The 22,640-nt window shown below is 54.2% G+C and carries 18 protein-coding genes and 1 rRNA gene; 10 read left to right on the top strand and 9 right to left on the bottom strand.

Annotation, left to right across the window (positions count from 1 at the left end; genetic code table 11):
* Nucleotides 1-11 precede the first annotated feature (11 nt).
* The 3 genes from KW828_RS14170 to KW828_RS14180 are packed head-to-tail and all read left to right on the top strand — an operon-like array spanning nucleotide 12 to nucleotide 4,914.
* The gene (locus KW828_RS14170; RefSeq protein WP_218336949.1) at nucleotides 12-2,048 is read left to right on the top strand and encodes an alpha-glucosidase; all 2,037 of its coding nucleotides are present in this window, start codon (nucleotides 12-14) and stop codon (nucleotides 2,046-2,048) included.
* Nucleotides 2,049-2,071: 23 nt separating this feature from the next.
* A complete protein-coding gene (locus KW828_RS14175; protein ID WP_218336950.1) occupies nucleotides 2,072-3,451 on the top strand; it encodes an MFS transporter in 1,380 nt (459 codons plus the stop codon).
* Between the two features lie 44 nt (nucleotides 3,452-3,495).
* Complete coding sequence (locus tag KW828_RS14180) at nucleotides 3,496-4,914, top strand: MFS transporter (RefSeq protein ID WP_218336951.1); 1,419 nt, start codon at nucleotides 3,496-3,498, stop codon at nucleotides 4,912-4,914.
* A gap of 55 nt (nucleotides 4,915-4,969) precedes the next feature.
* On the opposite strand, the gene dinD is transcribed toward KW828_RS14180, so the two are convergent.
* Together dinD and typA are read right to left on the bottom strand one after the other, a co-directional pair.
* Nucleotides 4,970-5,791 (bottom strand): DNA damage-inducible protein D, encoded by an 822-nt coding sequence (dinD, locus tag KW828_RS14185; RefSeq protein ID WP_218336952.1) that lies wholly within the window; start codon nucleotides 5,789-5,791, stop codon nucleotides 4,970-4,972.
* A 137-nt stretch (nucleotides 5,792-5,928) separates the two neighbouring features.
* Nucleotides 5,929-7,755 (bottom strand): ribosome-dependent GTPase TypA, encoded by a 1,827-nt coding sequence (gene typA / locus KW828_RS14190; protein WP_218336953.1) that lies wholly within the window; start codon nucleotides 7,753-7,755, stop codon nucleotides 5,929-5,931.
* A gap of 380 nt (nucleotides 7,756-8,135) precedes the next feature.
* On the opposite strand from typA, the gene glnA reads away from it, so the two are divergent.
* The 4 genes from glnA to KW828_RS14210 all read left to right on the top strand — a co-directional run bounded on the left by glnA (nucleotide 8,136) and on the right by KW828_RS14210 (nucleotide 12,510).
* On the top strand, nucleotides 8,136-9,545 hold the full coding sequence (gene glnA / locus KW828_RS14195; RefSeq protein ID WP_218336954.1) for a glutamate--ammonia ligase: 1,410 nt from the start codon (nucleotides 8,136-8,138) through the stop codon (nucleotides 9,543-9,545).
* A 263-nt stretch (nucleotides 9,546-9,808) separates the two neighbouring features.
* Nucleotides 9,809-10,858 carry a nitrogen regulation protein NR(II) gene (gene glnL / locus KW828_RS14200; RefSeq protein WP_218336955.1) on the top strand — a complete coding sequence of 350 codons (1,050 nt, stop codon included), beginning with the start codon at nucleotides 9,809-9,811 and terminating at the stop codon, nucleotides 10,856-10,858.
* A gap of 8 nt (nucleotides 10,859-10,866) precedes the next feature.
* Nucleotides 10,867-12,276 carry a nitrogen regulation protein NR(I) gene (gene glnG / locus KW828_RS14205; protein WP_218336956.1) on the top strand — a complete coding sequence of 470 codons (1,410 nt, stop codon included), beginning with the start codon at nucleotides 10,867-10,869 and terminating at the stop codon, nucleotides 12,274-12,276.
* Nucleotides 12,277-12,387: 111 nt separating this feature from the next.
* Nucleotides 12,388-12,510: a YshB family small membrane protein gene (locus KW828_RS14210; RefSeq protein ID WP_165304126.1), complete on the top strand. Its 123-nt coding sequence runs from the start codon at nucleotides 12,388-12,390 to the stop codon at nucleotides 12,508-12,510.
* 30 nt (nucleotides 12,511-12,540) lie between these two features.
* Here KW828_RS14210 and hemN read toward each other — a convergent pair whose 3' ends face one another.
* Together hemN and yihI are read right to left on the bottom strand one after the other, a co-directional pair.
* The gene (gene hemN, locus KW828_RS14215) at nucleotides 12,541-13,914 is read right to left on the bottom strand and encodes an oxygen-independent coproporphyrinogen III oxidase (protein ID WP_218336957.1); all 1,374 of its coding nucleotides are present in this window, start codon (nucleotides 13,912-13,914) and stop codon (nucleotides 12,541-12,543) included.
* A 186-nt stretch (nucleotides 13,915-14,100) separates the two neighbouring features.
* Entirely contained in the window at nucleotides 14,101-14,622 is a 522-nt protein-coding gene (gene yihI, locus KW828_RS14220) for a Der GTPase-activating protein YihI (protein ID WP_218336958.1), read from the bottom strand.
* Nucleotides 14,623-15,195: 573 nt separating this feature from the next.
* On the opposite strand from yihI, the gene yihA reads away from it, so the two are divergent.
* Nucleotides 15,196-15,822, top strand: a complete 627-nt coding sequence (gene yihA, locus KW828_RS14225) for a ribosome biogenesis GTP-binding protein YihA/YsxC (RefSeq protein ID WP_218336959.1) — start codon at nucleotides 15,196-15,198, stop codon at nucleotides 15,820-15,822.
* Nucleotides 15,823-16,129: 307 nt separating this feature from the next.
* On the opposite strand, the gene polA is transcribed toward yihA, so the two are convergent.
* The 4 genes from polA to KW828_RS14245 form a co-directional block, all read right to left on the bottom strand.
* Nucleotides 16,130-18,916 (bottom strand): DNA polymerase I, encoded by a 2,787-nt coding sequence (polA, locus tag KW828_RS14230; protein WP_218336960.1) that lies wholly within the window; start codon nucleotides 18,914-18,916, stop codon nucleotides 16,130-16,132.
* Between the two features lie 390 nt (nucleotides 18,917-19,306).
* The gene (gene dsbA / locus KW828_RS14235; RefSeq protein WP_088222216.1) at nucleotides 19,307-19,930 is read right to left on the bottom strand and encodes a thiol:disulfide interchange protein DsbA; all 624 of its coding nucleotides are present in this window, start codon (nucleotides 19,928-19,930) and stop codon (nucleotides 19,307-19,309) included.
* 26 nt (nucleotides 19,931-19,956) lie between these two features.
* Nucleotides 19,957-20,943, bottom strand: coding sequence for a serine/threonine protein kinase (locus tag KW828_RS14240; RefSeq protein ID WP_218336961.1), 987 nt, complete (start codon nucleotides 20,941-20,943; stop codon nucleotides 19,957-19,959).
* Nucleotides 20,944-21,019: 76 nt separating this feature from the next.
* Complete coding sequence (locus tag KW828_RS14245; protein ID WP_088222218.1) at nucleotides 21,020-21,289, bottom strand: YihD family protein; 270 nt, start codon at nucleotides 21,287-21,289, stop codon at nucleotides 21,020-21,022.
* 71 nt (nucleotides 21,290-21,360) lie between these two features.
* On the opposite strand from KW828_RS14245, the gene mobA reads away from it, so the two are divergent.
* The gene (mobA, locus tag KW828_RS14250; protein ID WP_218336962.1) at nucleotides 21,361-21,945 is read left to right on the top strand and encodes a molybdenum cofactor guanylyltransferase MobA; all 585 of its coding nucleotides are present in this window, start codon (nucleotides 21,361-21,363) and stop codon (nucleotides 21,943-21,945) included.
* Entirely contained in the window at nucleotides 21,942-22,445 is a 504-nt protein-coding gene (gene mobB, locus KW828_RS14255) for a molybdopterin-guanine dinucleotide biosynthesis protein MobB (RefSeq protein ID WP_218336963.1), read from the top strand. Before mobA ends, mobB begins: the two co-directional genes overlap by 4 nt.
* A 75-nt stretch (nucleotides 22,446-22,520) precedes the next feature.
* Here the strand turns inward: mobB and rrf are convergent.
* Nucleotides 22,521-22,636 (bottom strand): 5S ribosomal RNA (gene rrf / locus KW828_RS14260).
* Nucleotides 22,637-22,640: the final 4 nt, after the last annotated feature.

Consider the following 22,640-nt stretch of genomic DNA (forward strand, 5'->3'; position numbering starts at 1 on the left):
CAGAGGTCATTATGCGTACCCTACACCCTGACTTATCTGCTCTGGCGCTGACCACCAGCCCGGGCGGCTTTTCTTTAACCTACCAGCAGCGGTTGATCCTGCGTCATACGCCGGACGCCGCCTGTTTATGGACCGGCGCAGGCACGGCGGATATTGAGATGTTCCGCGGCAACTTCAGCATTCAGGATCGGCTCAATGAAAAAATCGCCCTGACGGATGTCACTGTTCAGGCCCATGACGCGGGCTGGACGGTGCGCTTCGGGCGCGGCGATGCGGTGAGCGCGACGCTGAAAATCGGCGTCGATGACGCGGGGCGTCTGCAACTGACGCTGCAAAACGATGACGCGGCCCATAACCGCATCTGGCTGCGGCTGGCGGCCAATCCTGAGGATCATATTTACGGCTGCGGCGAGCAGTTTTCGTATTTCGATCTGCGCGGCAAACCCTTCCCGCTGTGGACCAGCGAGCAGGGCGTGGGCCGCAATAAGCAAACGCTGGTCACCTGGCAGGCAGACTGCAAAGAGAATGCGGGCGGCGATTATTACTGGACCTTCTTCCCGCAGCCGACCTTTGTCAGTACGCAGAAGTATTACTGCCACGTGGACAACAGCTGCTATATGAATTTCGATTTCAGCGCGCCGGAGTATCACGAACTGGCGATCTGGGAAAATCAGGCCACGCTGCGTTTCGAGTGCGCGCCCACCTACATTCAGCTGCTGGAAAAACTCACCGCGCTGCTGGGCCGTCAGCCGGAGCTGCCGGACTGGGTGTATGACGGCGTGACGCTCGGCATTCAGGGCGGTACGGACGTGTGCCAGCAAAAGCTCGACACCATGCGCAACGGCGGCGTGAAGGTGAACGGCATCTGGGCGCAGGACTGGTCCGGCATCCGCATGACGTCCTTTGGCAAGCGCGTGATGTGGAACTGGAAATGGGACAGCAATAACTATCCGCAGCTGGATTCCCGCCTCGCGCAGTGGAAGGAAGAAGGCGTGCAGTTCCTCTCCTATATCAATCCTTATGTCGCCAGCGACCGCGAACTGTGCGCGGAGGCGGCGCGCCTCGGCTATCTGGCGAAAGATCGCGACGGCAATGATTATCTGGTGGAGTTCGGCGAGTTTTACGGCGGCGTGGTGGATCTGACCAACCCTGCCGCCTATGACTGGTTCAAAAATATCATTAAGCAGAACATGATCGCGCTGGGCTGCGGCGGCTGGATGGCCGACTTTGGCGAATACCTGCCGACCGATACCGTGCTGCATAACGGCGTCAGCGCGGAGATCATGCATAACGCCTGGCCTGCGCTGTGGGCGAAGTGCAACTACGAGGCGTTGCAGGAGAGCGGCAAACTCGGCGAGATCCTGTTCTTTATGCGCGCGGGCGGCACCGGCAGCCAGAAATATTCCACCATGATGTGGGCCGGGGATCAGAACGTTGACTGGAGTCTGGACGACGGGCTGGCGTCAGTGGTGCCTGCGGCGCTGTCGCTGGCGATGACCGGTCACGGCTTACATCACAGTGACATCGGCGGTTATACCACGCTGTTCGACATGAAACGCAGCAAAGAACTGTTGCTGCGCTGGTGCGATTTCAGCGCTTTCACGCCGATGATGCGCACCCACGAGGGCAACCGACCCGGCGATAACTGGCAGTTTGATGGCGACGCGGAAACCATCGCCCATTTCGCCCGCATGACCACCGTCTTCACCACTCTGAAACCTTATATCAAAGCCGCCGTGGCGCAGAATGCGAAAAGCGGCCTGCCGGTGATGCGTCCGCTGTTCCTGCACTACGAAGACGACGCGCGTTGCTATGCGCTGAAGTATCAGTATCTGTTTGGCCGCGATCTGCTGGTCGCGCCGGTACATGAGCAGGGATGTAAAACCTGGACGCTCTATCTGCCGCCGGATGCGTGGGTCAACCTGTGGACCGGGGAAACCTGTGGCGGGGGCGATATTACCGTGGACGCGCCATTAGGTAAGCCGCCGGTATTTTATCGCGCCGACAGTGAGTGGGCCGCGCTGTTTTGTACGTTACGCGCGCTCTGAACCGCATCCTGCGAGGAACGATCATGAGTCAGTCTACCGATCCGGCAACCCTGCGGTTGCCGTTTAAAGAGAAGCTCGCCTATGGCATGGGCGATCTCGGCTCCAATATCCTGCTGGATATTGGCACGCTCTATTTACTGAAGTTCTATACGGATGTGCTCGGTCTGCCGGGAACTTACGGCGGCATTATCTTTTTGATCGCCAAGTTCTTTACCGCCTTCACCGATATGGGCACCGGCATCATGCTGGATTCACGGCGTAAGATCGGGCCGAAGGGCAAGTTCCGCCCGTTCGTGCTTTATGCCGCGTTTCCGGTGACGCTGCTGGCCATCGCCAACTTTGTCGGCACGCCGTTTGAGATCACCGGCAAGACGGTGATGGCGACGGTGCTGTTTATGCTGTACGGCCTGTTCTTCAGCATGATGAACTGCTCTTACGGCGCGATGGTCCCGGCGATCACCAAAAACCCGGACGAGCGTGCGTCGCTGGCGGCGTGGCGTCAGGGCGGCGCGACGCTGGGGCTGCTGCTGTGTACCGTGGGCTTTGTGCCGGTAATGAACCTGGTGGAAGATAATCCGCAGCTGGGCTATATCTTCGCGGCGACGCTGTTTTCAGTGTTTGGTCTGCTGTTTATGTGGCTGTGCTATCGCGGCGTCACTGAGCGTTACGTTGAGGCACCACCAGCGCACGCCGCACAAAAACCGGGCCTGTTGCAGTCATTCCGCGCCATTGCCGGTAACCGTCCGCTGTTTATTCTCTGTATTGCCAACCTGTGCACCCTCGGCGCGTTTAACGTCAAACTCGCCATTCAGGTCTATTACACCCAGTACGTGTTAAACGATCCCATTTTACTGTCGTATATGGGCTTTTTCAGCATGGGCTGCATTTTCGTCGGCGTATTTATGATGCCCGGCGCGGTCAGGCGTTTCGGCAAGAAGAAGGTCTATATCGGTGGACTGCTGATTTGGGTGGCGGGCGACGTGCTGAACTACTTCTTCGGCGGCGGTTCGGTGAGCTTTGTGGCGTTCTCCTGCCTGGCGTTTTTCGGTTCAGCCTTTGTGAACAGCCTCAATTGGGCGCTGGTGTCCGATACCGTGGAATACGGCGAATGGCGCACCGGGGTGCGATCGGAAGGGACGGTGTACACCGGCTTTACCTTCTTTCGCAAAGTGTCCCAGGCGCTGGCGGGCTTTTTCCCCGGCCTGATGCTGACGCAAATCGGCTACATCCCTAACGTCGTGCAGTCGGCCGATACGCAGGAAGGCCTGCGCCAGCTGATCTTTATCTGGCCCTGCGCGCTGGCGGTGGTGACGATTATCGCCATGGGCCTGTTCTATAACCTCAACGAAAAAATGTATGTCCGTATCGTTGCCGAAATAGAAAGCCGTAAGCAGATGGCGTAATGCAACAGACGATGACGCCCTGCGGGGCGTCATGAGGAACGATTATGACGACCCATGATCCGTTAACCCTGAAACTGAGCCTGCGTGAAAAAGTCGCCTATGGAATGGGTGATTTTGGCTCCAATTTAATGTTGTGTATCGGCACCCTGTATTTACTCAAGTTTTATACCGATGAGTTAGGGATGCCCGCCTTTTACGGTGGGCTCATCTTCCTGGTGGCGAAGTTTTTCACCGCCTTCACCGATATGCTGACCGGCGTGCTGCTGGATTCGCGGCGCAACATTGGCGCGCAGGGCAAATTCAGGCCGTTTATTCTGTACGCCGCGTTCCCGGTGGCGCTGGTGGCCAGCGCGCAGTTTATGGCGAATGACTTTACCCTGACGGTGAAAACCGCTATCGCCACCGGGCTGTTTATGCTGTTCGGGCTGTGCTACAGCCTGATGAACTGTTCATACGGCGCGATGGTACCGGCGATCACCAAAAATCCGCAGGAGCGCGCGCATCTGGCGGCGTGGCGTCAGGGCGGCGCGACGGTCGGACTTTTGCTGTGTACGGTGGGTTTTATGCCGATCCAGGCACTGTTCACCGGCAGGCCCGCACTTGGCTATCAGGTGGCGGCGCTGGTGTTTGTCATCGGTGGCCTGTTCTGCATGTGGTGGTGCTACCGCGGCGTGAAGGAGCGCTATGTCGAGGTCACGCCCGATCATCATAAACCGGGCATCATGAACTCCTTCTGCGCGATTTTCCGCAATCCGCCGTTGCTGGTGTTGTGCATTGCGAATCTGTGTACGCTGGCGGCCTTCAATATCAAACTCGCCATCCAGGTCTATTACACCCAGTACGTGCTCAACGATATTCATCTGCTGTCGTGGATGGGATTTTTCAGTATGGGCTGCATTCTGGTCGGCGTGTTTCTGGTGCCGGGCGTGGTTAAGCGCTTCGGCAAAAAGCAGGTGTATCTGGGCGGCCTGATGCTGTGGGCGGTGGGCGATGTGCTGAATTTCGTCTGGGGCAGCAGTTCGCTGCTGTTTGTGTTGTTCTCTTGCATGGCCTTTTTCGGCACGGCGTTTGTGAACAGCCTGAACTGGGCGCTGGTGCCGGATACGGTAGATTATGGCGAGTGGAAAACCGGGATCCGCGCCGAAGGGTCGGTTTACACCGGGTATACCTTTTCGCGCAAAATCTCCGCCGCGCTGGCGGGTTTTCTGCCGGGCATCATGCTGACGCAAATCGGTTATATCCCGAACGCCATTCAGAGCGCCGGTACGCTGCTCGGCCTGCGACAGCTGATCTTTCTCTGGCCTTGCGCGCTGGCCATTATCGCCGCAATCACCATGGGGCTGTTTTACAAACTCAATGAGCAACGCTTTGCGATGATTATTGCGGAGATCGGGGAGCGGAAAAAACAGGGCGCAGACGGCGCGAGGTTCGCACAAGGGGAAACACCCGCGGTAAAGGCGTAGAACGGAAATAAAAAAGCCCCGTCTTCACAGACGGGGTGATGGCTTTACACGCGATTTATTTGTTTAGTTTTTTTGCCGCAGTATTGAGCTGCTTGATGCTTTTTTCGGGCGTCGGCAGATGTTCCGGCATCGTGCCACCCAGATCCTGGATGGTTTGACGCACTTTTTTACCGACATCAAAGTGGGTCTGATTTGCATGCTGTTTTGTGCAGACGCGATCGCGACGTAATTTTTCATCCGTCTGCGTGGCGCGAAAGAGGTTTGCGGCAAGCTCCGTCGCCCCCATATGATCGAGGATGCGCTGGCTCTTTTTTAATCCTTTATGTTCGTGGATCGCCTTCTGATCCATGCCGCCATACAGTCCCTGATAGCCGTGGTTCTGGAAGACGGCGAAATCTAAAGTCGTTTCGACGCCCGCCTGCTGCGCGGTTTCAACCAGTTGCTTGTTATGCTCTTTTAACTCATTGCGTAAAAAAAGCCGCTTTTCATCCTCGCGAAGCTGTTTGAATGCGGCATCGTCGGCTAACTCCTGTCTGCGGGTTTGCAACGCAAAGTAGGTTTGACCTGCGGCAACCACAGGTTTGGTGGGATCGCCATTCTGCACCACCAGGTAACAGGCATAGCGGGAAAGCCTGACATCTTTAATTTCCCTGTGTGCACCTGATCCAATCTGGACCATTTCGAGGACATCCTCGAAATGGTCATCCCTTACATGCCCGCTATTGAGACAAGCCTCTTGTGCTCGCTTAAGGACCGGAGAAAAATGTCGATACTCGGAGTACTCCAGTAAGCGTGAAAGATCGCGTGCTGACCAAAACTCGCTGCCACTGTCGCTTATTTGTTTAAGCTGCTCGAAGGGTTGATGATGTTCGTCCATAACTCATCCTTTTCCTGTTTGTCATTGAATGGAAGTGTTGAACCGGTCTGTTCAACAGAAGCAGCATAACGCTGGCAGAGAGCATAAAAAAAGCCCCGTCTTCGCAGACGGGGCTTCGTTTTTAGTACGAAATCGGCTTACGCGTCTTTCGGACCGCGCATCGCGCGTTTACGGTCGTTTTCGGTCAGGTGACGTTTACGAATACGAACCGACGTCGGGGTAACTTCTACCAGTTCGTCGTCATCGATAAACTCAAGCGCCTGCTCCAGAGACATCTTCAACGGCGGAACCAGCGTGGTTGCTTCGTCAGTACCAGAAGCACGCATGTTGGTCAGCTTCTTACCGGTCAGACAGTTCACTGTCAGATCGTTAGAACGGCTGTGAATACCGATGATCTGGCCTTCGTACACTTCTGCACCGTGACCCAGGAACAGCTTACCGCGATCCTGCAGGCTGAACAGCGCAAACGCGACTGCTTTACCCTGACCGTTGGAGATCAGCACGCCGTTCTGGCGCTGGCCGATTTCACCCGGTTTAACATCATCGTAGTGGCTGAAGGTGGAGTACAGCAGACCGGTACCGGAGGTCATGGTCATGAACTCGGTACGGAAGCCGATCAGGCCACGAGCTGGGATCAGGTAATCCAGACGAATACGGCCTTTGCCGTCAGGGATCATGTCTTTGACATCGCCCTTACGCTCGCCCATTGCCTGCATTACCGCGCCCTGGTGCTGTTCTTCGATGTCCAGCGTCACGTTTTCGAACGGCTCTTGCAGACGGCCATCGATCATACGGTTGATAACTTTCGGACGGGAAACCGCCAGCTCAAAGCCTTCACGACGCATGTTTTCGATAAGCACGGACAGGTGCAGTTCGCCACGACCGGATACACGGAACGCATCCGCATCTTCAGTTTCTTCAACGCGCAGTGCCACGTTGTGCACCAGCTCTTTGTTCAGGCGGTCAAGGATCTGACGAGAGGTAACGAATTTACCTTCTTTGCCACAGAACGGAGAGGTGTTGACGTTGAAGAACATGGTTACTGTCGGTTCATCAACAGACAGCGCCGGCAACGCTTCGACATTCTGCGGATCGCAGATGGTGTCGGAGATGTTCAGTTCGCCCAGACCGGTGATGGCGATGATGTCGCCCGCTTCAGCTTCAGTGGCTTCGATACGTTCCAGACCGAGGTGGCCCAGGACTTTACCCACTTTACCGTTACGCGTTTTACCTTCGCTGTCGATAATGGTCACTTGCTGGTTCGGTTTCACCTTGCCGCGTTTGATGCGGCCGATGCCGATAACACCAACATAGTTGTTGTAATCCAGCTGGGAGATTTGCATCTGCAACGGACCATCAAGGTCAACGTTCGGTGCAGGTACATGGTCAACAATCGCCTGGTACAGCGGGGTCATGTCTTCCGCCATATCAGTGTGATCGTTACCGGCGATACCCATCAGTGCAGATGCATAGATGATAGGGAAATCGAGCTGCTCGTCAGTCGCGTCGAGGTTAACGAACAGGTCAAATACCTGATCAACAACCCAGTCCGGACGCGCGCCAGGACGGTCAACTTTGTTAATAACAACAATCGGCTTCAGGCCGTGTGCAAACGCTTTTTTGGTAACAAAGCGAGTCTGCGGCATTGGGCCATCCATTGCGTCAACCACCAGCAGCACGGAGTCTACCATGGACATAACACGTTCAACTTCACCACCGAAGTCGGCGTGACCCGGGGTATCAACGATGTTGATACGGTAGTCATTCCATTTAATAGCGGTGTTTTTAGCGAGGATGGTAATCCCACGCTCTTTCTCCAAATCGTTGGAGTCCATCACGCGTTCGGTAGCTTCAGCACGTTCGTTACTGAAAGTACCGGATTGCTGCAGGAGCTTGTCAACCAGGGTAGTTTTACCGTGGTCAACGTGAGCAATGATGGCGATGTTACGCAAATTTTCGATCACAACTTTGCCTCAGGCATTAGAAATAGCGCGTTATTGTACACGTATTAATCGCAGTACAGAACAGGATCACAAAGATCTCTTACAAACAATACGGAAAGTAAGGCTTTGTGATCGCTTTCACGGCGCGGTAAAGGGGTGCCTTAACGAAAATTGCACCAATATAGTGCTTCATGTTCATCCCGAAGCACTATACTGGTGCAATGTTTCCATCGTGGTGCAGCCCTTTTGCACTATGACATGCATGATAACGCCTTTTGGGGGTGTTTTAAAAGTTGGCACAGATTTCGCTTTGTATATTTCAGAGCAACAATGCCAATTATAAGCAGTGTTTTCTGACCTCGTTACCACGACGACTATGACAAAATCCGGGAGAGTTAAGTATGTCCGCTGAACACGTTTTGACGATGCTGAATGAACATGAAGTGAAGTTTGTTGATTTGCGCTTCACCGATACTAAAGGTAAAGAGCAGCACGTCACTATCCCGTCCCATCAGGTTAATGCCGAATTCTTCGAAGAAGGCAAAATGTTTGATGGCTCCTCGATTGGTGGCTGGAAAGGTATCAATGAATCCGACATGGTGTTGATGCCTGACGCGACTACCGCTGTTATTGACCCGTTCTACGAAGAAACCACCCTGATCATCCGCTGCGACATCCTGGAACCAGGCACGCTGCAGGGCTATGACCGTGACCCGCGTTCCATCGCTAAACGCGCTGAAGAGTACCTGCGTTCTACCGGGATTGCCGACACCGTACTGTTCGGGCCAGAACCCGAATTCTTCCTGTTCGACGATATCCGCTTCGGCAGCTCCATCTCCGGTTCTCACGTGGCTATCGATGACATCGAAGGCGCATGGAACACCGGCACCAAATACGAAGGCGGTAACAAAGGTCACCGTCCGGCAGTAAAAGGCGGTTACTTCCCGGTTCCACCGGTCGACTCCGCACAGGATCTGCGCTCCACCATGTGTCTGGTGATGGAAGAGATGGGCCTGGTCGTTGAAGCTCACCACCACGAAGTGGCCACCGCCGGTCAGAACGAAGTGGCAACCCGCTTCAATACCATGACCAAAAAAGCGGATGAAATTCAGATCTACAAATATGTGGTGCACAACGTCGCACACCGCTTCGGTAAAACCGCGACCTTTATGCCGAAACCAATGTTCGGTGATAACGGCTCCGGTATGCACTGCCACATGTCCCTGTCCAAGAACGGCACCAACCTGTTCTCTGGCGACAAATATGCCGGTCTGTCTGAACAGGCTCTGTTCTACATCGGAGGCGTGATCAAGCACGCGAAAGCGATCAACGCCCTGGCGAACCCGACCACCAACTCTTACAAGCGTCTGGTCCCGGGTTACGAAGCACCGGTTATGCTGGCTTACTCTGCCCGTAACCGTTCTGCCTCTATCCGTATTCCGGTTGTTGCTTCACCGAAAGCGCGTCGTATCGAAGTGCGCTTCCCGGATCCAGCGGCTAACCCGTACCTGTGCTTCGCTGCACTGCTGATGGCCGGCCTTGACGGTATCAAGAACAAAATCCACCCAGGCGAAGCGATGGACAAAAACCTGTATGACCTGCCGCCGGAAGAAGCTGCAGAGATCCCACAGGTTGCAGGTTCTCTGGAAGAAGCACTGAATGCGCTGGACGCAGACCGTGAGTTCCTGACCGCAGGCGGCGTATTCACTAACGACGCGATCGATGCTTACATCGCTCTGCGTACCGAAGAAAACGACCGTGTGCGCATGACGCCGCACCCGGTAGAGTTTGAACTGTATTACAGCGTTTAATTATTAAGACTCGGTGAATTTCTTGTCGCAGCAAGGCGGCAACTGAGTGAATCCCCGGGAGCATAGGTAACTATGTGACCGGGGTGAGCGAAGGCAGCCAACACAGCTGCGGCGAGAAAGACGCCAGAGAATTTTTTGTTGCCGTGGAACTTTAGCCCATCTCAGGATGGGCTTTTTTCTCCACGCCAGGCGCATATTTGCGAACAATTCACCGACTTACACTTATAATGCACTGTATTGGTGCACACTAAGGAGACTGCTGAATGGCAACAGGCGTGGTGCCCGATGCTGGGCAGATCCTCAATTCTCTGATCAACAGTATTTTGCTGGTCGATGATGACCTGGCAATTCACTATGCGAATCCGGCCGCACAACAGTTGCTGGCCCAAAGTTCACGCAAGCTATTTGGCACGCCGTTACCCGAGCTACTGAGTTATTTTTCGCTGAATATTGGCCTGATGCAGGAAAGTTTGCAGGCCGGACAAGGCTTTACTGATAACGAAGTGACGCTGGTGATCGATGGCCGCTCACATATTCTTTCCCTGACAGCGCAACGCCTGCCAGAAGGTCTGATCCTGCTGGAGATGGCGCCAATGGATAATCAGCGACGCCTGAGCCAGGAGCAGTTACAGCACGCCCAGCAGATCGCCGCTCGCGACCTGGTACGTGGTCTGGCTCATGAAATTAAAAATCCGCTGGGCGGTTTACGCGGCGCAGCGCAGTTGCTCAGCAAAGCGCTGCCTGACCCGTCGCTGATGGAATACACCAAAGTCATTATTGAACAGGCAGACCGGCTACGAAATCTGGTGGACCGCCTGTTAGGTCCACAGCAGCCGGGCATGCACGTCACGGAAAGTATCCATAAGGTGGCGGAGCGCGTGGTGAATCTGGTGTCGATGGAGTTGCCGGAAAACGTCACTCTGGTACGCGATTATGATCCCAGCCTGCCTGAATTACCGCACGATCCCGACCAGATAGAGCAAGTTTTACTGAATATTGTGCGCAATGCCCTGCAGGCGCTTGGCCCTGACGGGGGCGCGATTGTGCTGCGCACCCGGACGGCCTTCCAGCTGACCTTGCACGGCGTGCGCTATCGCCTCGCCGCCCGCATTGATGTTGAAGATAACGGGCCGGGCATACCGTCGCATTTGCAGGACACGCTGTTTTACCCGATGGTCAGCGGCCGTGAAGGCGGTACCGGGCTTGGGCTATCCATTGCCCGCAATTTGATTGATCAACACTCCGGCAAAATTGAATTCACCAGTTGGCCAGGACATACCGAATTCTCGGTGTTCCTGCCTATTCGGAAGTAGAGGTATTTATGCAGCGAGGGATAGTCTGGATCGTTGATGACGATAGCTCCATCCGCTGGGTGCTGGAACGCGCGCTCACCGGGGCTGGCTTGACTTGTACGACCTTTGAAAGTGGCAATGAAGTGCTTGATGCACTGACCACAAAAACCCCGGATGTCCTGTTGTCGGATATTCGAATGCCCGGAATGGATGGTCTCGCCCTGCTCAAACAGATCAAACAACGGCATCCCATGCTCCCGGTCATCATAATGACGGCGCACTCCGATCTGGATGCGGCGGTCAGCGCCTATCAGCAAGGGGCGTTTGATTACCTGCCGAAACCCTTTGATATTGATGAGGCCGTGGCGCTGGTTGAACGGGCGATCAGCCATTATCAGGAACAGCAGCAGCCGCGCAATGTGCCGGTCTTCGGCCCGACTACCGATATTATTGGCGAAGCGCCGGCGATGCAGGACGTGTTCCGCATTATTGGCCGTTTGTCGCGCTCATCCATCAGCGTGCTGATTAACGGTGAGTCCGGGACCGGTAAAGAGCTGGTTGCCCATGCTCTGCATCGCCACAGCCCACGCGTGAAAGCACCGTTTATCGCGCTGAATATGGCGGCCATCCCCAAGGATTTGATCGAATCCGAACTCTTTGGTCATGAGAAAGGTGCCTTTACCGGGGCAAATACCATTCGTCAGGGGCGCTTTGAGCAGGCCGATGGCGGCACGTTATTTCTCGATGAGATAGGCGACATGCCGCTGGATGTACAGACCCGCTTACTGCGCGTGCTGGCAGACGGGCAGTTCTACCGCGTCGGGGGGTTCGCGCCGGTCAAAGTCGATGTGCGTATTATCGCCGCCACGCACCAGAATCTGGAGCTGCGCGTGCAGGAAGGAAAATTCCGCGAGGATTTATTCCATCGCCTGAACGTGATCCGCGTGCATCTGCCGCCGCTGCGCGAACGTCGGGAAGATATTCCGCGTCTGGCGCGTCATTTCTTACAGGTCGCCGCCCGCGAGCTGGGTGTGGAAGCCAAGCAACTGCATCCAGAAACGGAAGCCGCCCTGACGCGCGTGGCCTGGCCGGGTAACGTGCGGCAATTAGAAAATACCTGTCGCTGGCTGACGGTGATGGCAGCAGGACAGGAAGTGCTGATTCAGGATCTGCCGGGAGAGCTGTTCGAAAGCACTATTCCCGACAGCCCATCGCAGACGCTGCCTGATAACTGGGCCACGCTGCTGGCGCAATGGGCCGATCGCGCGCTGCGTTCCGGTCATCAAAACCTGCTATCGGAAGCACAGCCGGAGATGGAGCGCACGCTGCTCACCACGGCATTGCGCCATACGCAGGGGCATAAACAGGAAGCTGCCCGCCTGCTCGGCTGGGGTCGTAATACCCTCACGCGCAAGCTGAAAGAGCTCGGTATGGAATGATTTTCGGCGTGTATGTAAAGATGGCTTCATAGCCGCAAATTGCTGCTATTTTGAGCTTTACTGTGCGGATGAGATGAGTATGATCGGGCGCGTTTATGCGGGAGAGAGATCATGCTGGGATCATTAATTCATTTTGTATCAAGCGGCGCAGACGTCACCGCTGCAGCCAGCCAGACGCCCCATACGGCAATCGCGGCCGTGCTGTGCGCGGCGCTGGTCGGGCTGCTCAGTTAAACCGTATCCCCTCCTGGCGAGGGGATACGCTTATATGACGCGTGAAAACTGCTGCATTCGCGCTTTCTGACGCAGATAGGCATCGAAGCACATGCAGATGTTGCGGATCAACAGACGGCCCTTGGGCGTCACCTGAATCCCCTTTTCATCCACATCCACCAGCCCGTCTTTCGCCAGCGGTGCGAGCAGTTTTAAATCCTCAGCAAAATAGTCCTGGAAATCTACATCCCATGCGCGTTCGACGGCGGCGTATTCCAGGCGGAAATTGCAGATCAGCGCTTTGATGACATCGCGGCGGATACAGTCGTCACGGGTGAGCGCGATGCCACGCCACAGGGCGTTACCGGTTTCATCGACCTGCTGATAGTAGCGCTTCAGCTCTTTCTGGTTTTGCGCATAGCTGTCGCCAATCATGCTGATGGCCGAGACGCCAAAGCCAAGCAGATCGGTATCGCCCTGCGTGGTATAACCCTGGAAGTTGCGGTGCAGCACGCCTTCACGCTGCGCCACGGCCAGCTCGTCATCCGGGCGGGCAAAGTGGTCCATACCAATAAATTGATAGCCTGAATCAGTCAGCGATGAAATCGTCGCCTGCAGAATATCCAGTTTCTGCTGCGCGGTCGGCAGATCCGCATCTTTGATTTTGCGCTGGGCGGCGAAGAGCGTTGGTAAATGCGCGTAGTTGAACACGCTCAGGCGATCAGGGCTGAGCTCCGCCACGCGTTTGAGTGTGAAGGCAAAGCTTTCCGGCGTCTGCTTCGGCAGGCCATAAATCAGATCGATATTGGTCGAGGTAAAGCCGATGTCGCGCGCGCGTTTGATCAGCGCAAAGATAAATTCTTCATCCTGCTCACGGTTTACCAGGCGCTGCACTTCTTTGTTGAAGTCCTGCACGCCCATGCTCAGGCGGTTAAAGCCTTCGTGACGCAGGTGGTCGAGCACATCAAGTTCGATTTCACGCGGATCAACTTCAATAGAGATTTCGGCATCCGCATTAAAGCTGAACTGCGAACGCAGGATCTGCATCAGGCGGCTGATCTGGGCTTTATTAAGATAGGTTGGCGTACCGCCACCCCAGTGCAACTGGCTGACGTGACGCCCGGCAAACAGCGGCGCACGGTGGATAATTTCCTGCTCCAGCGCATCCAGGTATTGATCGGCTTTATGCTGCTGGCGGGTGACAATTTTATTGCAGCCACAGAAATAGCAGAGCTTGTGGCAAAACGGAATATGGACATACAGCGACAGCGGGCGCTCGGGATAGCGGGTGACAGCCTCCAGAAACTGCGGTTCACCGTAGGATTCGGCGAACTCCAGCGCGGTCGGGTATGACGTATAACGCGGCCCGGAATAGTTATATTTCTGGATCAGGGCCAGATCCCAGTCGATTAACTGCGAAGACATGCTCACTCCTTCCGGTAATGCCGTCGGCGTGTCCGGCGGCCAGGCCTGAGCCCCTGGCGGGTCATCAGCCGGTTGCGCAGCCGTTTTTGCTGCTGCGACAACCGGCGTAGTTTAACGAATAACCACGCCAGATAACATATAACCGGAAGGGTTAATAGCAGGACAGGTAAGCCCATGCAGTAACCGTTAGTTGCCACCCTTGAGCAGGCGCATCATATCTTCCTTTTTGTCTTCCTCTTCGTCGTCTTCATCATCGTCGTAGGAAAGACCCAGCTGCTGCATCAGCTCATCAATTCTGTCCAGCTTAGCATCCACCCACGCCTGATCTTCACTGCTCAGGGTATCGCCATCTTCAAGACGTTCCAGCAGCGCATCCAGGCGCTCATCCGTTTCCAGCATGTCCAGTTCAGCCTGCGGTGAAAGCATAGGTTTCTCGCTTTTAGGTTTTTGCTGACGCGCTACCGGGGCGGCGGTTTGGCTGACGCCTAACGGTACCGGAGTTTTACTGCCAATACGGGGATCTTTCTGTTTGTTCTGACCGCGGGAGCCGGAGGCGCTGTCGCTGCCTGACGCACGGCTGCCTGCCGCATTGCCGCTGTGCTTCTTCTGGCGCTTGCGATCGCGAGATTCCTGATTGATTTCATCGCGGGTTTTACGACGCGATTTTGCGGGGCCATTGCCACGCGGAGCCGACGAAGGTTTATTCATAGTGTTTGGTCTTAAGCCGTTTTATTCAGTATAGAATTGCGGCGGAATCTAGCAGAAAGCAAGCAAAGAAAAAAGGCGACAGAGTCATCTGTCGCCTTTTTTCTTGACCCACCACCCGAAACGGGCTGAACCATCCGTGTTTGCTCGCAACCTGCCCTGTCTATCCTTTAGCGGTAAACCGTCCCTGATTAAATCCCTGTCCCTGTAAAACGTCTCCAGACGTTCATTATCCTTAAAATCCCGGTCTTCGCCTCCTGGCGCTCCAGACCCCTCATCCGTAAGTCGCTATCCTGTGGCGTCCTCGCCTTTGCACACTACTTTACCTTGTTGACGCAAACTCACAAGCATGTAACACGCTGTAAGCCGTGCTTTCGGAAAATTCCATACAACCAAAACGTTAAATTTCAATTGCTTATATAAAAATCACTCTGCAACTATTCCTAAATGTCCCATAACGCCTGTGGCTAATGTCTTACAAAATGAAGGGCTAATTGTGCCCCGTGGCGAGAAAACCAGCCTTTTCCTGGCGTTCAGGTATAATCCCCCAAAGCTTTATTTATGGAGACGACCGCTTTGACTAAATTGAATTATCATCAGACGCATTTTGTGATCAGTGCGCCTGATATTCGCCACTTGCCAGCCGATACCGGAATTGAAGTGGCCTTTGCAGGCCGTTCCAACGCAGGCAAATCTAGCGCGCTGAATACCCTGACTAACCAAAAGAGTCTGGCGCGTACATCCAAAACCCCCGGCCGTACCCAGCTTATCAACCTCTTTGAAGTGTCCGATGGCAAGCGCCTGGTGGACTTACCGGGCTATGGCTACGCCGAAGTGCCGGAAGAGATGAAAATCAAATGGCAGCGCGCGCTGGGCGAATACCTGGAAAAACGTCAGTGTTTGCAGGGCGTGGTGATCCTGATGGATATTCGCCATCCGTTAAAGGATCTCGATCAGCAGATGATCCTGTGGGCCGTGGAGAGCGATATTCAGGTGCTGGTCTTGCTGACCAAAGCAGACAAGCTGGCGAGCGGCGCGCGTAAGGCGCAGATCAAAATGGTACGTGATGCTGTAATGGCGTTTAACGGTGATGTGCAGGTAGAAGCTTTCTCTTCTCTGAAAAAGATTGGCGTTGATAAGCTAAGTGAAAAGCTGGATATCTGGTTTAACGGCGTGCCAACCGCAGAAGATAGCGCAGAATAAGAACAGGCGCGGCAGGCCGCTGCGCTGTGTTTTTTTACCCGTTTGCACAATAAAAAACGCCCCAGTCATTACTGACTGGGGCGGCTAAAATATTCAGCCAAATCCGATTACGTGAAGTAAAAGGTCTGAAAGATAGAACATCTTACCTCTGTACCCTACGTCGTTAACTCTACTCTTTTTTCAGACGGACACAAAGTGCTTTTTGTAATTTTTTTTCATTCTTTACATAGCGAATTCTAATGATTGTCACAAAACGTGCGGCGTTATGTTGCTTACTTACATAAACACCGCGTTATTCAGTGAACCCTTAGTGCGCCTGATCCCAGTTTTCACCGCTCCCGACTTCCACCAGCAACGGCACATCCAGTGTGGTGCTGTTTTCCATTAGCTCATGGATCTTTTTAGATACCGCCTCGACGTCATCTTTGTGCACTTCGAACACCAGTTCATCGTGAACCTGCATGATCATGCGCACGCGCGGTTTTTCCGTTTCTAACCAGCGATCGACGGCAATCATCGCCCGTTTGATGATGTCTGCGGCAGTGCCCTGCATCGGCGCGTTAATCGCCGCACGTTCAGCACCAGCACGGCGCGCGCCATTGCTGGATTTGATGTCCGGCAAATAGAGACGACGCCCGTCCAGCGTTTCCACGTAACCCTGCTCTTTGGCCTGTGCGCGGGTACGTTCCATGTATTCCTGCACGCCCGGGTAGCGCTCAAAATACAGGTCCATATACTTCTGCGATTCGCGGCGCGGAATATTGAGCTGGCGGGACAAGCCGAAGGCGCTCATCCCGTAGATCAAACCAAAGTTAATGGCTTTGGCGCTGCGGCGCTGTTCATTGGATACGCTTTCCAGCGGCACCCCGAACACTTCTGCCGCGGTCGCGCGGTGAATATCTTTCCCTTCCGCAAAGGCTGACAACAGGCCTTTATCGCGCGACAGATGCGCCATAATGCGCAGCTCGATTTGCGAGTAGTCGGCAGAGACAATCAGGTAATCTTCCGGCGCGATAAATGCCTGACGGATACGCCGCCCTTCCTCGTTGCGCACCGGGATGTTCTGCAGGTTTGGATCGGTCGAGGACAGCCTGCCCGTCGCGGTCACCGCCTGATGATAAGAGGTGTGTACGCGGCCGGTTTTAGGGTTAATCATCAGCGGCAGCTTGTCGGTGTAGGTTGATTTCAGCTTCGACAGCCCGCGATGCTCAAGAATGATTTTCGGCAGCGGGTAGTCCAACGCCAGCTCTTCCAGCACTTCTTCAGACGTAGACGGCGCACCGCCCGGCGTTTTCTTCAGCGGCTTAATACCCTGTTTTTCGAACAGGATGGTCTGCAGCTGCTTGGTGGAGGCCAGGTTAAACGGCTCGCCAGCAATGTCGTGAGCAATTTTCTCAAGCTCCGCCAGACGCAGCGTGATTTCGCCGGAATGCTTGTGCAGTACCGCCGGATCGATTTTTACGCCGTTGCGCTCAATGCGCGACAGCACTGGCACCAGCGGCATTTCGATATTGTTGAAAATATTCAGTGGACCGGCGTGCTGTTGTAGCTTCGGCCACATTTTCAGATGCAGTTGCAGCGTGACGTCAGCATCTTCAGCGGCGTAGCGACCGGCCTGCTCCAGATCGATCTGATTAAAGGTCAGCTGGTTTTTGCCTTTACCGGCAATCTGCTCAAAAGTGATAGTGGTGTGCTTCAGCCAGCGATCGGCGAGGGTATCCATATCATGTCGCCCCACCACGCTGTCCAGAATGTATGATTCCAGCATGGTATCGAAAGCGATGCCGCGCAGCTCAATACCGTAATTTTGCAGGATCCCACGGTCGAATTTCAGGTTTTGCCCGACCTTCAGCACCTTTTCATCTTCCAGCAGCGGCGTCAGCAGCTCAAGCGCGCGTTCACGGGCGATTTGCTCCGGCGCATCCAGATAGTCATGGGCAACGGGAATGTAAATCGCAACGCCGGGTTCCACTGCAAAAGAGAGTCCCACCAGATTAGCGCTGACGTTTTCCAGGCTGTCGGTTTCGGTATCAAAGGCGAGAACCGGTGCTTTTTGCAGACGCGGGATCCAGGCTTTTAATGTCTCCTCGTCGAGAATGGTCAGATAATTATCCGGGGAGAGCACGGTAGCGGGCTCATCGTCTTCTTCGACAACGACGGCGGCTTCAAACGGTCTGGCCGGGGATTTAGCGCCTCTGACCTGCAACCATTTCCCGGCTTCCAGATCGGCCGTCCAGCGTTTGAATTCGTATTTCTGGAACATCGCCATCAGCTCTTCAACGGCGGGTGCCTGGACTTCAAGCTTGTCACAGGTAAGTTCCAGCTCGACGTCCGTTTTGATGGTGGCCAGCTGATAAGAGAGGTATGCCACCTCTTTGTTTTGTTCCAGTTTCGCGGCCATGGTTTTTGCGCCACGGAATGAGAGAGCGGCAATTTTATCCGACTCGGCATACAGCGTATCCAGCCCGCCCAGGCCCTGTAACAACGCTTGAGCGGTTTTCTCACCCACGCCTGGCACACCCGGAATGTTATCCGAGGAATCACCCATCAGGGCGAGGAAGTCGATAATCAGCTCCGGCGGTACGCCGTATTTGTTCACCACCTCTTCCGGACCAAGAATAGTATTGCTCATGGTATTGATCAGCGTGATCCCTGGCGTGACCAGCTGCGCCATGTCTTTATCACCGGTGCTGATCAGCACCGGGCGGCCCATTTTTTCGGCTTCACGCGCCAGGGTGCCGATGACGTCATCGGCTTCAACACCAGACACCGCCATTAACGGCAGGCCCATTGCTTTTACCATCGCATGCAGCGGTTCGATTTGCGCACGCAGATCGTCCGGCATCGGCGGTCGGTGAGATTTGTAATGTTCAAACAACTCGTCGCGGAAGGTCTTGCCCTTGGCATCAAACACCACAGCAGCATGCGTCGGCTGGTACTGAAGGATCAGGCTTCTGAGCATATTCAGCACACCGTACATCGCACCGGTTGGTTCACCGGCGCTGTTAGTCAGCGGCGGAAATGCATGGTAAGCGCGATAAAGGTAAGACGAGCCGTCAACAAGGATAAGTGGGTTTTCTGGGATCTGAACCATGATGTCCGTGCCTGTTTATTAAATTATGGTTAAAGGATGCCACAGACCGGCGCAAACTTCAGTTTTTCGCCGAATTTGCAGTAAAAGATTTGTGGATCCACGGGATCGCTCGCAACGTTATTCTGTGGATAAGTTTGTGAATTATTTCTTGCGCTCTGGATAATTGTGCTTTTCAAACATTCGTTCTTTTAAAAATATCTTTTATATTCAATAAAATGTAAGCATTAATAAGATCGTTATTGCGGATCGATGACAATTTACTCCATGTGGATATAAGCATTTGCTCTGAGCGCAGATCGGGCCAATGGGTTGTAAAAGGAGGGAATGATCGTAAAACGCGGCGTTAGCAGGAAAAGGACAACGCCGATCGATGACCGGCGCTGTTAAAACTTACTTCAGCGAAACGAGGTGCTTAACGGTATCAGCATATTGCTGGACAAAAACGTCCATATTGCTGGTATCCATACCCTGCGGATTGAGTTGATATTTACCGTTAACGAACATGGCCGGTACGCCCTGCAGTTGCAGATCGGCGGCGGCTTTCTCCTGCTGTGCAACCAGCGATTTCACCACGAAGCTGTTTAACGCAGCATCGTAATCTTCGCCTTTCACGCCTGCATCGACAAACACTTTACGAATATCAGCAACGTTCTGCACAGTCTGGGTTTTCTGTACCGCTTCGAACATAGGGGCTGTGATTTTATCTTCCACGCCCAGCGCCATCGCGACAGCCCATGCCTGTGTTAAATCCTTGCCCAGCGGGCCGAGGAATTCCACATGATATTTGGTCATTTTGGTGCCTTCCGGCAGCGTTTTCTTCACGGCATCAGAGATGTGCCACACGCGTTCAAAATCGTAGCAGTGCGGGCAATAGAACGAGAAAAACTCCAGAACCTGAGGCTCTCCGGCTACGGGTTTATCAAGGGTCGTATATTGCTTGCCATCGGTGAACTGCGCAGCGGAAGCGCTGAATGCCAGTATCATTCCTGCCAGCGCCAGCCAAATCTTCTTCATGTTAATGCTCTCCTGGATGTTTCACGTTAATACATGGGGGTTAATTGCAGAGGCGGCTCACGAAGAACCTTAACCTGCTCAATAAAAGTCATGGTTTGCTGATGCCAGTAATCTTCCCCTGTCAGCCACGGGAAGTTTCTGGGGAACGCGGGGTCTCCCCAACGTCTGATGAGCCACGCCAGGTAATAGACCTGCCGCATGGCGCGTAATGGCTCAATAAGTGCCAGTTCGTCAGTATTGAACTCACTGAACTCTTCATAGGCTTCAATGATCATTTCCAGCTGCATGCGCTGTTCGGCTTTATCGCCGTTAAGCAGCATCCACAGATCCTGTATTGCCGGGCCGTTGCGCGCGTCATCTAAATCAACAAACAGCGGGCCATCACGCCACAGAATATTGCCGGCATGACAGTCTCCGTGCAGACGCAGCTGGGTAAAGCGGTTATGCCATTGCCCCATGACTTCGTCGATCAGCGTATCAGTAGCGCGCAGGAAAGCGTCTTTAAGCCCGGAGGGGATCAACGCGGCGTTTTCAAAAACGGCACGAGGTTCAAGCAGGTATTCATTAACGCCGATTTCCGGGCGGAAGGCAAAACACGTTTTGCGCCCGGTCTGGTGCAGTCGGCCCAGATAGCGGCCAACCCATTCCATTTGATCGAGGCTGTCGGACTCAAACTGCCGACCACCGAGGCTGGGAAAGACAGCATAATAAAAACCCTGATGGGTGAGCAGTGTCTGACCGTTAAACGAAATGGGGGCAGCAACAGGAACCTCATCGCTCAGCAGTGCCTCTGCAAACTGGTGCTCTTCGCGGATTTGATCCGCAGACCAGCGCTGAGGACGGTAGAATTTCACCACAAAGCGGCGACGATCTTCATCCTGGAACTGATAGACACGGTTTTCATAGCTGTTAAGCGGGGTGAGACCAGAATCAACCCGGATCCCCTGCGCGAACAGCGCATCCATGATGGTATCCGGGTGTAGCGTCTGGAAAGTAAAAGCGTTTTCGGTCATCCCAAGTTCCGGAAATTACGGCGAATGACTCAGAATATCATTTTGTGGCGATTTCGGTGGCGCCGCTTACAAGCTTTTACTCTTTAATTACGCCACGCGCGCGCAGCAGGGCGGTTTTGAAATCCTCTTCGTAATCTTTCTGGATCCCCGGGATCACCGCATCTTTCGCAGAATCGCGCATTTTAAGTTGGTAGATCAGAATATCGTCAGAAAGGTCAGCAAGTTCGCCTTCAAAACCTGACTCCTGCGCAAGTTTCTGCAAAAATTGCATCAGGTTAAGTTCCGGCTCTTTTTGCCAGGCTGGCTGGAGGAGTTCAATGACTTCGTTCAGGCGTTTACATTTCATGCTCAGTGCTCCTTACTTTTGATTAAAGACACGTTAGCAGGGTCAAACCCACAATAAAAGAGGCGATATTGGTGAATCAGTCTGAGGCTATCACCGGCGTTGTGCTGGCGGGCGGTAAAGCCACGCGCATGGGCGGCAAAGATAAGGGATTACTGGAGCTTAACGGCCAGCCGTTATGGCAGCATGTTGCCGGTAAACTGGCCGGGCAGGTAGATACTGTGGTCATCAGCGCTAACAGGAATCTGGCGGTTTATCAGGCAAGCGGTTATCCGGTCATTCAGGATTCATTGCCTGATTTTCCTGGCCCGCTGGCGGGAATGCTTGCCGTCATGCAGCAGGTGAACAGCGAGTGGTTTCTGTTTTGCCCTTGTGATACGCCAACCATTCCTGAGGATCTGGCAACGCGGCTGCGGGCCGGTCTTAACAGTGCGCCTGCCGTATGGGTATTCGATGGCGAGCGCGATCATCCGGCTATTGCGCTGATGCACCGGCAACTTGTCCCTTTCCTGACAGACTATCTGGCATCCGGCGAACGGCGCGTGATGGTGGCTTTGCGTCAGGCCGGGGGAAAAGCGGTAGATTGCAGCGACATAAAATCTGCTTTTATTAACGTCAACACGCCAGAAGATCTGGCCCGCAGGCAGGAACATCAATGATACCTTTACTGGCGATTGCCGCCTGGAGCGGGAGCGGTAAAACGACGCTACTGAAAGCGCTGATCCCCATCTTGTGTGCCAGAGGAGTACGTCCGGGGATCATCAAACACACGCACCACAATATGGATGTCGATAAACCCGGTAAAGACAGCTATGAACTGCGAAAGGCGGGCGCAGCGCAAACGCTGGTTGCCAGCCAGCAACGCTGGGCGCTCATGACCGAGACACCAGAAGAACCGGCGCTGGATCTGGCGTATCTCGCCAGCCGTATGGACAGCAGTAAGCTTGATATTATTCTGGTAGAGGGTTTTAAGTATGAGCCCACAGCAAAAATCGTTCTTTTCCGTAGTACTGCCGGTCACGATGTTGATGAACTGACGCTTGATGAGCATGTGGTTGCTGTTGCCAGCGATATTGCGTTAAACGTGAACATCCCTACGCTGGATTTGAATGATGTTGAGGCAATTGCAGACTTTATTCTGGCATGGATGAAAGGCTGAGATCGCCTTCATATTCATTTTTGAAACACAACGCAAAAAGGCCATCCGTGAGGATGGCCTTTCGCTTGATTTGATGCCTGGCAGTTCCCTACTCTCGCATGGGGAGACCCCACACTACCATCGGCGCTACGGCGTTTCACTTCTGAGTTCGGCATGGGGTCAGGTGGGACCGCCGCGCTAGTGCCGCCAGGCAAA

Source organism: Enterobacter sp. ENT03 (genome assembly GCF_019218745.1).
Classification (GTDB): domain Bacteria; phylum Pseudomonadota; class Gammaproteobacteria; order Enterobacterales; family Enterobacteriaceae; genus Enterobacter_D.